Annotated in this window: 11 protein-coding genes and 3 pseudogenes; 6 read left to right on the plus strand and 8 right to left on the minus strand. The window is 67.3% G+C overall.

Going from position 1 to position 12,771, the window contains the following annotated elements; genetic code table 11:
• The first annotated feature begins 763 nt into the window (after positions 1-763).
• Positions 764-1,198 carry a cytochrome P450 family protein gene (locus B207_RS40570; protein ID WP_195905271.1) on the plus strand — a complete coding sequence of 145 codons (435 nt, stop codon included), beginning with the start codon at positions 764-766 and terminating at the stop codon, positions 1,196-1,198.
• Between the two features lie 228 nt (positions 1,199-1,426).
• Positions 1,427-1,645 carry a ferredoxin gene (locus B207_RS0110115; RefSeq protein WP_018636410.1) on the plus strand — a complete coding sequence of 73 codons (219 nt, stop codon included), beginning with the start codon at positions 1,427-1,429 and terminating at the stop codon, positions 1,643-1,645.
• Between the two features lie 347 nt (positions 1,646-1,992).
• Here B207_RS0110115 and B207_RS33335 read toward each other — a convergent pair whose 3' ends face one another.
• The 3 genes from B207_RS33335 to B207_RS0110130 form a co-directional block, all read right to left on the minus strand.
• On the minus strand, positions 1,993-2,805 hold the full coding sequence (locus tag B207_RS33335) for a fumarylacetoacetate hydrolase family protein (protein ID WP_018636411.1): 813 nt from the start codon (positions 2,803-2,805) through the stop codon (positions 1,993-1,995).
• 17 nt (positions 2,806-2,822) lie between these two features.
• Positions 2,823-3,140 (minus strand): transposase, encoded by a 318-nt coding sequence (locus B207_RS0110125; RefSeq protein ID WP_018636412.1) that lies wholly within the window; start codon positions 3,138-3,140, stop codon positions 2,823-2,825.
• A gap of 577 nt (positions 3,141-3,717) precedes the next feature.
• Positions 3,718-4,566 carry an SAM-dependent methyltransferase gene (locus B207_RS0110130; RefSeq protein WP_026310902.1) on the minus strand — a complete coding sequence of 283 codons (849 nt, stop codon included), beginning with the start codon at positions 4,564-4,566 and terminating at the stop codon, positions 3,718-3,720.
• Between the two features lie 565 nt (positions 4,567-5,131).
• On the opposite strand from B207_RS0110130, the gene B207_RS0110135 reads away from it, so the two are divergent.
• The 3 genes and pseudogenes from B207_RS0110135 to B207_RS0110145 all read left to right on the plus strand — a co-directional run bounded on the left by B207_RS0110135 (position 5,132) and on the right by B207_RS0110145 (position 7,901).
• A complete protein-coding gene (locus B207_RS0110135; RefSeq protein WP_018636414.1) occupies positions 5,132-5,704 on the plus strand; it encodes a YceI family protein in 573 nt (190 codons plus the stop codon).
• Positions 5,705-5,960: 256 nt separating this feature from the next.
• Positions 5,961-6,619, plus strand: a pseudogene (locus B207_RS33340) (siderophore-interacting protein).
• 295 nt (positions 6,620-6,914) lie between these two features.
• Positions 6,915-7,901, plus strand: coding sequence for an LLM class flavin-dependent oxidoreductase (locus B207_RS0110145; RefSeq protein ID WP_018636415.1), 987 nt, complete (start codon positions 6,915-6,917; stop codon positions 7,899-7,901).
• 102 nt (positions 7,902-8,003) lie between these two features.
• On the opposite strand, the gene B207_RS0110150 is transcribed toward B207_RS0110145, so the two are convergent.
• Both B207_RS0110150 and B207_RS0110155 read right to left on the minus strand, forming a co-directional pair.
• Positions 8,004-8,864, minus strand: a complete 861-nt coding sequence (locus B207_RS0110150) for an LLM class F420-dependent oxidoreductase (RefSeq protein ID WP_026310903.1) — start codon at positions 8,862-8,864, stop codon at positions 8,004-8,006.
• A gap of 413 nt (positions 8,865-9,277) precedes the next feature.
• The gene (locus B207_RS0110155) at positions 9,278-9,850 is read right to left on the minus strand and encodes a TetR/AcrR family transcriptional regulator (protein ID WP_035740414.1); all 573 of its coding nucleotides are present in this window, start codon (positions 9,848-9,850) and stop codon (positions 9,278-9,280) included.
• Positions 9,851-9,942: 92 nt separating this feature from the next.
• On the opposite strand from B207_RS0110155, the gene B207_RS0110160 reads away from it, so the two are divergent.
• Positions 9,943-10,983 (plus strand): ABC-2 transporter permease, encoded by a 1,041-nt coding sequence (locus B207_RS0110160; RefSeq protein ID WP_026310904.1) that lies wholly within the window; start codon positions 9,943-9,945, stop codon positions 10,981-10,983.
• A 644-nt stretch (positions 10,984-11,627) separates the two neighbouring features.
• Here B207_RS0110160 and B207_RS42790 read toward each other — a convergent pair.
• From B207_RS42790 to B207_RS40575, 3 genes and pseudogenes are all read right to left on the minus strand, one after another.
• Positions 11,628-11,801, minus strand: coding sequence for a hypothetical protein (locus B207_RS42790; protein WP_018636419.1), 174 nt, complete (start codon positions 11,799-11,801; stop codon positions 11,628-11,630).
• A gap of 112 nt (positions 11,802-11,913) precedes the next feature.
• Positions 11,914-12,485: pseudogene (locus B207_RS42795) on the minus strand (ZIP family metal transporter); the annotation flags it as partial.
• A gap of 41 nt (positions 12,486-12,526) precedes the next feature.
• A pseudogene (locus B207_RS40575) lies at positions 12,527-12,771 on the minus strand (ISAs1 family transposase); the annotation flags it as partial.

Genomic DNA, 12,771 nt, shown 5'->3' on the forward strand with positions numbered 1-12,771 from the left:
CTCCTTGGAAAAGAGAGCAACACGTGAGGGGCCTGGCGGTGCAGGTTGCTCTCGTTTTCCGGTTTGTCCGGTTTCGCCGGGTGAGTGAGGACCTGGTATGCCGCCATTTCTTCTCCATGGCCGCGGCGAAAGACGCCGCATTCCCCTCGGAGGAGCACGGGCATCCTTGCCGCGGTGGGTGGCTAGGAGTCGGCAGCCCACGGATTGCGTACTAAGCAAATTGTGTTCTGTCTGAACAGTCGGCACAGCATACATGCGCGCCTTGGCACCCTCCGGGCGCCCGGCTGCCAGGTTCGCGCAGCCCGGTTGCGCCAAGGCGGCGTGACGGGGTCAGGGGTTGGTCGTGTCGCGTTGGCGAGGCGGTTAGTGGCCTGCTGAGCGACAGCCTTCGATCTTGACGCCTGCCTGTGGTGTACGTATTCTACAGATGTTGTTCGATCAGTCCTGCATGTGGGGTGGGCGGGTGTCGACAGCTGGAGTGCATGATCTCGGTCGGCGATCATGCACTGGAGCATCCGCGGATGTGGCTGGACCGGCTGCCGGCGCGGTTCGCGGAGGCAGCGCCGTGGGTGGTGCCTGAGAGGGAGGAGGGGTTCTGGGTGTGTGAGGGGCGGCGGGTGCCGACGACGGGGCTGGGGGCGTCGGCGGGTCGGGACCTCAGGGAGTTCACGACGAAGCCGCTGCGGTTCGACGAGATGCGACCGGGGTGCTACGACTCGGCGGCGCGGCTGGCGGACATGGACGTCGACGGGGTGGCGTCGCTGTGCTTTTGTCGTTCCCGCGGTTCTGCGGGCAGGTGTTCCACGAGGCGGCGGACCCGGTCATCGTCGTGAACCGTGCGCTGGACCGCGATCCGCGGTTCTACACTGATCCGGAGACGGTCGACTTCGACCCCGCCTCCGAAGGTTCGATGACCTTCGGTGCCGGCCCGCACCTGGCCCAGCTTGGGCTCAAGACCGTGCACGAGCACATACACCGGCGGATCCCGACCTACCGGCTCAAGTCGGGCCACATTGTGACCTCCCGCGGCGGAAACGTCGCCGGCGTCGACGCGCTCCCCTCGTCTGGGGCTGACGCTGGACACCAGGTACCCATCTCTGCCCTCGGATCGGCGGACAGGTCGGGCGGCCGTCTCGGTGGCCGTCCGACCCGCGTGTCCATGATCTGGATCAAGGGGCTGGCGGGCTCCGCTCCATGATCCCAATCGAAGGCGGGACCTGGATCCGGTCGGTCCTGCCGCCGTCGACGACGATGCTTTATCCAGTGATGAAGGCGCTGCCGTCGGTGCGAGGGCGGGCAGAATGCCGACGTGGCTGTGCCGACCCGGTTACGCCGCCCGTGCAGTCGGGGTCTGGCCCGTGCACCCTCTTGAGTCGAAAAGTGCAAGATATGACTCTAGTGTCAAACATGACTGTGGAGGTTGATAGTGAACAGCGGATCGGGTGCCCTGGAGGTCGTCGCCGACGTGGAGAGATGTCGCGGCTACGGGATGTGCGCTGATATCTGCCCTGAGGTGTACACGCTCGACGAGCAAGGGTTCGTGAAAGTGGTCGGGCCGGTCCCGGCCGGCCTAGAGGCCGCTGCCCGCGAAGGCGCCGAAGCGTGTCCCGAAGGGGCCCTGCAGGTCCGTGAGGTCAGTTCCTGAGGAACAGGTGCGGTCCTACGTTCGAGGAATCGGCCCAGCGCCGGAGACAGACCTGAGAAGGCGAGGTCCCGAACTCCGGCGACTACCTGAGCGTTACACGGGCGACGATCCGTTGATCGTCGCCCGTGGCCGCGCTGGCGGCATCACCGGTCCCTGCAGGGACTCGACGCCAGGTCCGGCACAAAGGACAACCCGGTCGCGATGACTGGGCTGAACGTGAGCGCGAACGGCTATGGGCTGCGCTGCATCGACACCTGGCCGTTTTCCTCGAAGCACTGGGGCGAGCGGGTAGGGGGGCGAGCGCCGGCTCCCGCGCCACGCGGCACGCGCCCGGGGCCGACCGCCGGTCAGGACCGCTTGCCGACGGTGTTGCGAAGCACGCCGATTCCGGCGATCTCGGCCTCGACGACATCGCCAGGCTCTAGAAAGCGCCCGTCTTCCAGACCGACACCGGCCGTGGTGCCGGTGAAGACGACATCACCAGAACGCAGCGCGACCCGGTCGTCGAGGTAGCGCAAAACCTCCTCGACGGACCAGATCATCTGGCCAGTGTTGTCGCGCTGCCGCAGTTCCCCGTTGACGCGAAGGCTGAGTTCCACCTCGGGCTGCCGCCCGGCGCCGAGCTCCGCGGGCGTGCTGATCCACGGCCCGACCGGGCTGGTGGCATCGAGCGCCTTCATGCCGAACAGGTCCAGCCCGCCGAGGTTTTTGGCGTCGCGAGCGCTGACGTCGTTGCCAATGGTGTAACCGAGCACCGGCTCGCCCGCCCGCCCGGTCGGAATGACGACCAGTTCGACCTCGTAGTCGAGCTGGGAGGTGGTGGCGGGATAGCTGATCTCGCCACCCGGGTCGACAATTGCCGAGTCCGGCTTGATGAACGCGGCGGGATGTTTCGGTGGCTCGACCCCGAACCTGGCCAGATGCGCCCGGTAGTTCGCGCCCACACCGAGCACGCGGGCGCCGGGTGCCAGCGGGGCCAGGAGCCGGAGCGTGGCCAGTGGGAGATCCGCACCGGTCAGGGGTGGCGTCTGCTCGGCGGCGGCCTGGGCCGCCCATTCGTGCAGCGGTCCCACGATGCGGCGGGCAGTGTCGGCCGAGAGGTCGACGAGCCCCCAGAACCAGGTGGTGCCGTCCGCGCTGGCGAACCGTCCGATATGCATGTGGTCAAGGTATCAAATTAAACAAATATTGCTCTCTGTGTTTCGTGGGGATGTGGAGCCGGCTGATCGTGTGGTCTTAGGGCAGGCGGTGACGCGAGGTAGTCAGTGTGGGCGGGCGCGGCGTGTGAGGTGGTCCAGTTGGCGCGGCGTTGCTGGTAGGTGACGTTATGTAGGCCGAAGGTGACCTGGTAAGCGAGCTTGGTGAGGCGGTTGACGCCTTCGGCCTTGGCGTGGGTGATCCCGAGCAGGACGACGTGACCAGTCTCGTTGCGCCACTGGTCGAGGGTGGTGGCCAGGGTGACGAGCTCGGGGATGTCCTTGCCAAAGGTGGCCATGTAGTCGAAGACCGGCGCAAGGCCCGGTCGACGTCGGTGCGGCTGGTCGCCCGGCCGGTGCGTGAGGGAGCGAGCGCGAGCAGCCTGAAAGGTGGTTCTTCGCGGTCCAGGCCAGCAGACCACCGGGCCAGTGCACGCGCGCTGGTACGGGGCGGGGCATCCGGCGCGGGTGGGCGCGGCGGCTCTGCCCTCGGTGGGAGACCCGCTCCGGACATCCCACACCTCCGACCGACCGGTAACCACTTGACTGTATGTTTTATACCGGCACGTTTGGTAAGGACTTGTCCTGGTGTTCACGCCTATCAGCTCATCAGTTGCGTGATGGTGGGCGATTGTCTGGCTGGCTGCCAGCCGTCGGTGGCTCAGTCATCCTGGTGTTGTGTGAGGTATCAGAACTCGGCCACCGATGGCGACCTGGGGTTTCATACATCTCTCAGCCTGGCGACGAGAGATCGTCACGCCCGGATCTGCCGGAGCCCGAGAGTGAGATGCCCCCTCGGGCCTATCCTACCGACGATCAGAAATTCCTTACGGAGGGTCGCAACAGTTCCTGCTCCGAGGGGTTCCGTGCTCCTCGTTAGGGTTTGCGGCCGATTCCTCCACCGATCAGCTTTTCGGTGAGTCGCAGCGTCTCGGGAGGTTGACCATCCGGCCGCCACAGCGGGTTGTAAACGACGCCGGGTTCGACGAGTTCCAGGCCATCAAAATAGGCGGTGATTTCTTCCAGGGTGCGGAACCGGCCGGTACCGAGGTCGGTGAGGAGGGCCTTCTGGAGGTCGTCGGTCTGGGTGCCGTGATCGACGAAATGGGTGAGAAACAGGTAGCTGCCGGCAGCCACCGCGTTTCGGTACCGGGCAACCAGGCCGTCCGGGTCCTCCTCGTCGTTGAGGTGATGGATGATTCCGAGCATCAGCAGGCCGATCGGCTGGTCAAAGTCGATCAGAGACCGCAGGTCGGGATGACTGAGGATCTCCTCCGGCTGCCGCACATCGGCCGTGATGACCGTGGTGTACTGGTTCTCGGCGAGCAGGGCCCGGCCATGCGCCAGCACGATCGGATCGTTGTCGACGTAAATGACCCGGGCCTCGGGGATGATCTCCTGTGCCACCTGATGCGTGTTGCGGGCGGTCGGCAGGCCGGAACCGAGGTCGATGAACTGGCGGATTCCCTGCTCCGCCAGGTAACGGACACCACGGCCGAGCACAGCCCGGTTGTAGATCGCGGCCTCGCGCCCGTCGGGCATAAACGCAACGAGCTCCTCGGCGATGGCTCGGTCCACAGGGAAGTTGTCCTTGCCGCCGAGGATCGCGTCGTAGACGCGGGCAACACTCGGGATGGATACGTCGATGCCCTTCGGCTGCCAGCCAGGAGGCGGATTGTGGGTCGCCCGCGCAAGCGGATGAAGATTCGCGTTACCCTGTGTCATGAGACCCCGATTTCTGCTGTGCCCGAAAGATGGGCATCGTCACCATTGCCCCACAGCCCGTCACATAGCCGCGAGCGACACGGTACGTATGCCCATATCGTAGGGCACTCTGGTGCCGGGCACGCGAGGGAGCGCTTGTCGGCGGCGCGCACGGCGGATCGCCGACGGGAAGCAGGGGGCCGCGCCGACCGGGACTGCTCTCGTGGGCTGAGTGTCGAGCCGGCACAGCGCTCACCCTCCGCAACAGTCCAGCAATGTTCTGATCTGAACACAAGTGTCCGACAACACTCGAGGGATGTCCTGGGTGGGAAAGGTCCGAGCTCACACGAACTGCGACCCGGTCGTATCGCGCCCGGAAGGCTCGGCAAATCGCGTTCGGCGGATCGGACGGTGGGTCGCTGGTCCCGTCTGCCGCGCGGCCCGGGCCCTTCGCTGCGTCATCACGCCCGCAGCCCTGACGACGGACCCCGATGGGCTTGTGTTTCGTCGGCCACTAAGCTTTCGCTAGTTCCCGTTGTACCCGCAAGTATCGTCGCGATCACCACGCGTAACCCTGGAGGTCCCCGTGACAGCGCCAGCGGCATCCACATCCGGCGTCGAGCCACTCCCTCTCGTTGCCGGCACCTGGTCCGTCGACATCGCACACTCCAGCATCAACTTCCAGATCCGTCATCTGGGCGTCACCAATGTCCGCGGCCGCTTCGACACCTTCGACGCGACCCTGACCGTCGGTGACACGGTGGGATCGGTGGCCGTCGAAGCCGCGATCGACCTCGCCTCGATCAACACGAACCAGGCTGACCGCGATGCACACCTGCGCACCATCGACTTCTTCGACCTAGAGAAGCACCCCAGCATGACCTTCGTGTCAACCTCGGTCACGGGCGGCGACGACGGGTACACACTTGCCGGCAACCTGACGATCAACGGCGTGACCAAGCCCGTCACGCTGAACGTCGAGTTCTACGGCGTCGATACCCACCCCATCGATGACCGTGTGCGATCCGGGTTCGCCGCCATCGGCGAGATCCGCCGCAGTGACTTCGGTATCACCTTCAACATGCCGCTCGGTGCCGGCAAACTGGCTCTCGCGGACAAGGTCAAGATCGAACTCGACCTTCAGTTCATCGCACCCTGACCCTGCCGCTCACCGACCCACCAGCATCGCGTTTTACCCGTGACAGGACCGGGACGATCAGCTCCCACGCCTCATCGGAAAGCTCACTGGGATAGGGCTTCCGGGTCTGCATGCTTTCCAGCAGAACTCATCCCGACGGAACCGCAACCCGACACAGCCGGCACCAGCCACAACCAGGACCAGGACCAGGACGAACATCAACCCACAACCCTCGCCACAGTTTCAACAGTTCGCATAACGCCCTTTCACGCCCCACATGGTCCGCGTTGTGTTCGGAGGACCCGGACTGGACCGGTTCACCACCGGAGACTTCACCGACCACTACGTGGAACCGCTGTTCCTCACCCCCGGAGTGACCTACCCGGAGCCGTTCGACCTGCAGGTCGTGCGCGAGCAGCTGCCTCGCGACCAGTGGCCCCGGGCCCGCACCTACACCGTGCGGGCCTGGGACCCGCGCTCCCGCGAGCTGAAGATCGACTTCGTGGTGCACGGCCAGAAAGGACTGGCCGGGACCTGGGCCGCCACCGCGACGCCCGGAGCCGAGATCCTGCTCAACGGCCCGGCGGCGCCTACACCCCGAGCACCGACGCCGACTGGCACCTGCTCGCCGGCGACGAAAGCACGCTGCCCGCCATCGCCGCGTCCCTGCCTCGCATCCCCGTCGGCGTCCCGCTCGTCGAAGCCGTCACCACGCTGGAGATCCCCACGGGCACCGGGCAGGTCTTCGTCCACGGCGAAGCCGGCACGGTCAGGACACTGCGGCGCCTGCTACGCGTCGAGCGGGGACTACCCATGGAATGGCTGTCGATCTCCGGCTACTGGCGGGCCGGCCACGACGAAGACGGCTGGCAAGCCGGCAAACAGACATGGAACAGCCAGGTCGAAGCCGGAGAACAGCGAGCACTGACGTCCTGACCTCTCTGAGATCTTGAGCGACAGGGCGGTGGCCGTCGCGACGGCCAGTCCGGCGGCCAAAAGTCTCCTCCGTCGTCGCCGAGACGTGCGACAGAGCCAGCGATGGGAGCATGACGGCGTCGAACGTGCCGCCACAGTCGCGGGACACCTCGAGCTCGGCCGGAGCGGACCCCGGTGAGCACGGGTCCTCGACGGCTACCGCCTGAGGAGTTATCTCGGCGTCAAGGTCATGCTTGTCGTTGACGAAATGGGCTTTTGTAGCTGAGCCCGGCTTCTTCTGGAAGACTCGACCGCCGTGCCTGACATCGAGCTGTCCTGCGGCCTGCCACCCGGTCCCGACTTCGCCGACCTCGCCGTCCTCGCCGAGGAACTCGGGTACGCCCGGGTCTGGATCTTCGGCTCGTCGTCGTTGTGGGAGGACCCCTTCGTCCACCTGGCGCTCGCCGCTGTCCGCACGACACGCATCGGCCTGGCCACCGCGGTGCTGATCCCGGCGGAACGGTCCGTCATGGCGACGGCGTCGAGCATCGCGACGATCGCGCGGCTGTCGAACGGCCGCTTCCGGGCCGCCTTCGGTACCGGCCACACGGCCCGCATGACGACCGGGCAGCCTCCCCTGCGGCTGAACGAGCTCTTCGAGCACGTCGCGAGTCTCCGCAAGCTGCTCGCCGGGGAGACAGCGGTCGTGGACGGCAAGCCGGCACGGATGCTCCACTGGCCCGGCCTGGCCGCCGAGCGACCGCTGGACGTGCCGTTGTGGCTCAGCGTCCTGGGACCTCGCGGCAACGAACGAGCGCCCGAGGTGGCCGACGGCACGATCGGCCCACCGCATCCCACCCTGCCGACCGCGACGATGGTGAGCGGTACGGTCCTCGACCCCGGCGAGGACCCTCATTCCACGCGCGTACGCGAGGCCGTAGGGCCCTGGCGAGTCGTCACCCCGCACACGGCCTACGCCGTCGGCGGCGCGGCGGCGGTCGACGCCCTGCCCGGCGGGCAGGCCTGGCGCGCCGAACTCGAGGCTCTCGCACCCGAGGACCAGCGCCACCTCCTGACGTTCGAGGGACACGTCACCCACCTGTCGCCGCGCGACGTCCCGCTCGTCGAGCACTTCGATGCCAAGGGGCCGGCGCTCGGGGAAATCGTCGGAGACCCTGAGACCGTCCGGCGAGGTTTCGACCGGCTCGCCGGCGCCGGCTTCTGCGAAGTGATGTACAATCCGAGCGGCCCCGACGTCGCCCGGGAACTTCGAGCGTTCGCCGTCGCCCACCACTCTCGCTAGGCACCGCCAGCGTCGTCGCCCGACCCACGGTCCGCGACTGTCGACGAACACAGCGACAGCCGCGACCCGCTCGACTGGACCTCGCTCCTGCCAGCTGGGTGGCTACCGCACGACCTCGGAAAGACGACGCCACTGTTCACGCGGAAATGACCTCTGGTCGGCGGTGACCACCTGAAGCGCCACGTGGTCGGCACCGGCGGCCCGGTGCTCCTCCACCCTGCGGCTGACCGCCTCTTCGTCTCCCCAGGCGATCAGGGAGTCGAACAGGCGGTCACTGACCGACGCCAGGTCCTCCTCGGTGAACCCGAGACGCAGGAGGTTGTTGGCGTAGTTCGGCAGGTCGAGGTAGTGCCGCAACCAGCTGGTACCGATCGCGCGGGCCTCATCCGCACCAGGACACAAAATCACTGTCTGTTCGGGGACGACAAGGGGGCCCTCACCCAGAGCATCGCGGGCCTGACGCGTGTGGTCAGGGGTGACGAGGTAGGGATGCACCCCGCGGGCGCGCTCCGCGGCGAGCCTCAACATCTTCGGACCGAGGGCACCCAGGACCCGTCCCTCGACCGGTACCGGGGTCTCCGCTGTGTCGAGCCCGTCGAGAAAGCCCTCCGTCGCCGCCAACGGCCGCCGGTACCGGCCAGGCTCCGAAGCGTCGACCCGCACCGCATGGCTCACTCCGATGCCGAGCAAGAACCGGTCGCCGTGCGCGGCGGCCAGTGACGCGTACCCCGCCGCTGTCTCCGTCGGCGTGTGCATCCACAGATTGAGGACTCCTGTCCCGACCACCGTCCGGCGAGTCGCGGCGAGCAGACGGCCGGCGGCCTCGAACACCGCACCCCCGGCGTCAGGAATCCACAGCGCGCTGAAACCCAGCTCCTCGAGCTCCGCCGCCGCGTCCGCGGCCTCCGCCGGATCGAAGAAACGAAGATGGTGACTCCACACCCCGACACCAGAAAGATCCATACACACCTTCCGCTACGGCTCGTCGAACTGGCAGCCCGCAAACACGTCCTCCCGCCACCCTAGAGAACTGACCGAAGCTGCAGGCCAGTCGGGGGGAACGCTGCTGCTGGCGTTCTGGGCCCTCGATCGTGCCTTCCCCGCCGGCAGCCCCTGGGTCCGTCGCAACGTGGTCACAGCCGGGGACACCGACCGAGCGCTCGTCAGGCTCCACCGGTCACAGGGGCGGCGGGTCGTCCGGACCCTGCTGCACCCCCGCGGGATCGGCCACCAGATCTCGGCGTTGCAGCGCCCGGCCCGACCTCGCCGACTGTCTCTTCGATGCCGCCGCCGTGGCGCGGCCCCCAACCTGAGTGCCGGACTCCATCTTTCGCCTGGAACGGCCTCACCCCTCAACTGCACGCAACCTCTCGCCCTCATGTCGAGCGGCCAATGCGCATCGCCGGGAGGAGGACCTCTTCGACGATGGCATCGATGACATCGTCCGGCAGTTCCCCGGTGAGAATGAATTCGTGCCGGGCCAGGTCCAGGGGAAGCGACAGCAGCCGCGGCGGCAGGTCGATGTCCGGCAGCTCACCGCGGGCCCGCGCACGGTCAATCACCGGCGCGATGGCCTCGATACCCCGGGCCAGCAGCAACGAGCGCATGACGCCCATGGACGGCGGCTCGAGGTCAGCCAGCAGACGCAGCATCGTCTCGCGACCGACGACCTCGATCATCGAGCGCAGCTCATGGAGCAGGGCTTTAAGGTCCTTTTCCAGGGTGCCGGTGTCTGCGGCACGCGGAAGCACGAAGTCGTCGGCCTTGGCTGCGAGCACCATCTCAGCCTTCGTCGGCCAACGCCGGTAGAGGACCGGTTTGCCGGTGCCGGCCCGAGCTGCGACGCCTTCGTAGGTGGTCCCGGCGTAGCCGTGCTCAGCGACCTCGGCCAGCACGGCCTCGCGGATGGCGCTCTCCAATTCGGCGCCGCGTCGACGTGTGGCGGCCATCCCCCTCCTTCGAAGCTACGTTGCGTTCCCTAATGGGCGAGACTATCGTGCCCACGAGTTAAGAAACGCACCGTAACTAAAGGGAGTCCTCCATGAGCGCCGCACCACCCTCCAGCAGCCCTCCAGCACCGGGCCGGGCCGTCGCTGAGCCGGTGCGCGTAGCCGGCATCGTCGCGGGGCTGACGATCCTGCTCGGGGTGATGCTCACGGCGTTCGCCCTGCCCGCGGCGAACCTGAACCCCCACCATGTCGACCTCGGTGTCGTCGGCCCGCCATCGGCTGTCACAGCAGCGCAACAGCAGCTCGAGAGCCGCGGTGACGCCTTCGACATCAGGACCTACGCCGACGCTGACGCCGCCCGGACCGCGATCCTGGAACGCAAGGTCTACGGCGCCGTCATCCTGGATCCGGACGGCGTCCACACCCTCGTCGCCAGCGCGGCCAGCGTCTCGATCGCCGCCACCGCGCAGGGGGTTGGCGCCGGCATCGCGAGCGCCAGCGACGTCCCGGCCACCGTCACCGACGTCCGCCCGTTTCCCCCCGGCGATAGCCGGGGCGCCGGCCTCTCCGCCGGCGCACTGCCCTTGGCGCTGGGCGGCTGGATCGGCGCCACCGTGATCATGCTGGTTTTCCGTACCCCGGGACGGCGCATGCTCACCGCCGGTATCTTCGCCGTCGTTGGCGGCCTGGGTCTGACCGCCGTGCTCCAGTTCGGTATAGGAACCCTCGACGGGAACTACTGGCTGACCTCACTGGGCGCCATGCTGGGCATCGGCGCCACCGCAACAGCTGTGCTGGGCCTGCGCACACTGTTCGGCGGCGCCGGGCTGGGCATCGCCGCGATCCTGCTCATCCTGCTCGGCAACCCACTGTCCGGCCTTAGCAACGCTCCGGAGTTGCTGCCCGAGCCCTGGGGGGCGATCGGGCAACTGCTACCGCCCGGAGCCACCGGCGCCCTTATCCGTGATCTCGCCTTCTTTGACGGCCACGGCAGCCTTCACCCCGTCCTCACCCTGACCGCCTGGCTCGTCGGCGGAGCAGCGCTCCTCGTCCTCGGTGTTGCCCGCCACCGCAAGCAACTCGATCCCGAGACGCCAGAACAAGAGATCGAAAAAGCCTTCTCCGCCGCATAAAAAATCACGTAGGCAGTCCAGTCCAGTCTGGATCTGAAGTTGGCCCGGTCCTGTTCACACCTGGGTTCTTTAAGATAACATTTTTCGGACCCGGGTAAGCCATCTGGCCCAGAGAAACTCCTCCCATCCCTCCTGGCTGAGACCGGGATACAACGTGGCGCCTCGTGGCGCACTACCGGCGGACAGTCGGGGCCAGCTCCCGTCGGCCGGCCTCCACCAGTACGAGGCGTCCATGGAGGCGCATCTTTACCGGAGATCGCCGTCATGATTTCCCGGTCGTTGTTCCTCGCGGCGCAGGACGGTGCTGACCCCTTCGGTCTCCGGCGCGTCCGCGTCGTCGTCTGTTGACGCCGAGCGAAAACTGAACGGTTTCTGCCGAGGCGGGTTCTGGTCAACGTTGCAATATGGAGTGTTTTCGGAGGCTACCAGCGCCGTGAAAAGCTCGGCCGGTGTGCAGTCGTCGAGGACGCGCCGTGGTCTTCTGTTCAGCTTTTCCTCGACTGCCACTGCAGCAGGTGTTCCGGGGAGTGGACGCTGAGGCCGGTGCCTTTCGGGAAGTAGTCGCGCAGCAGGCCGTTCGTGTTTTCGTTCGGGCCGCGCTGCCAGGGCGAGCGGGGGTGCCAGAAGTAGACCTGCGCGCCGAGCTAGCGGCTGATCGTGACGTGATGGGCCATCTCGGTGCCCTGGTCCCAGGCGATCGACCGCATCAGCGTCGCGGGCGGGTCACCCAGCCGGGCCTCCAACACCTCGTGCAGTGCCGCTGTCCCGTCCGGGCGGAGATGAACCCAGCGGGCCCGGCGCGGTCGCCAGGGAACCATCCGGGTGGCCCGCACCTGACGCGGCGAGGTGAGCCCGCACCGGCCGCGGGCGATCTCAGGCCCGCCAGTCCAGCGGGCGGCGGCACGGCCGCCGAGAACTCCTGCGGCCGGATCACCGATCGGAGACCGACAGCGAGAACGCGCCCAGGAATCCGACGAGAAGGATGAGGCCGATCGCCAGATGTGCCTCGTCGAACGCCTCCGGAATCATCGTGTCCGCGACCATGGTCAGGATGGCGCCGCCCGCCACGGCGGTCACCGCGGCCAGGCCCATGGGCAAGACGCCACCCAACAGGGCGTACCCGACGACCGCGGCAAGACCACTGATCAGCGCGATGCCGGTTCACAGACCGAACACGTAGCTCGGGGAGCGGCCGGCCCGGCGCATCCCCGCGGCGCTGGACAGCCCCTCGGGCACGTTGCTGACGAACACCGCCGCGACGGTGACCGCACTGACCACCCCACCACCCACCAGACTTGCACCGATCACCACCGATTCGGGGATGCCGTCCAGCAGCGCCCCGAGCGCGAGGGCCGTGCCAGAGCCCGCCTGCTCGCCCTCCGAGGGTTGCTGCCCCCCCAGAACATTTTCCGGTGGCGCGCCCCCCGCCACGCCAGCATTATGTTGCAGCCCGTATAGACGATCGCGCCGGCAACCGCTCCGAACACGGTGGGGGTCAGACCCAGGGCTGCGCGAAGATCGCCTAGTGTGACGATCCATTGCCCTATGTAGCCAGGTAGTGGAGTGCCCGGTAGCGGTCGCCGGCGATGCGCTCGAGGGTTTCCTTGACCTTTCGGACTCCGTGGAGGCGGAGGAGACTCAGCGCGAGGTTGCGGATGGTGGCGAGGTTTCTGGGCCCGTTTCCTCGGGAGGCGTGGCAGGCGTCCTCGCGCCAGGCGGTGTCGCGGATGTAGTGGAGGCGGTTCTCGATTCCCCAGTGCAGGCGGACGTGGGTGTGGATGGCTGCCG

It is taken from the genome of Parafrankia elaeagni (assembly GCF_000374165.1).
GTDB lineage: Bacteria > Actinomycetota > Actinomycetes > Frankiales > Frankiaceae > Parafrankia > Parafrankia elaeagni.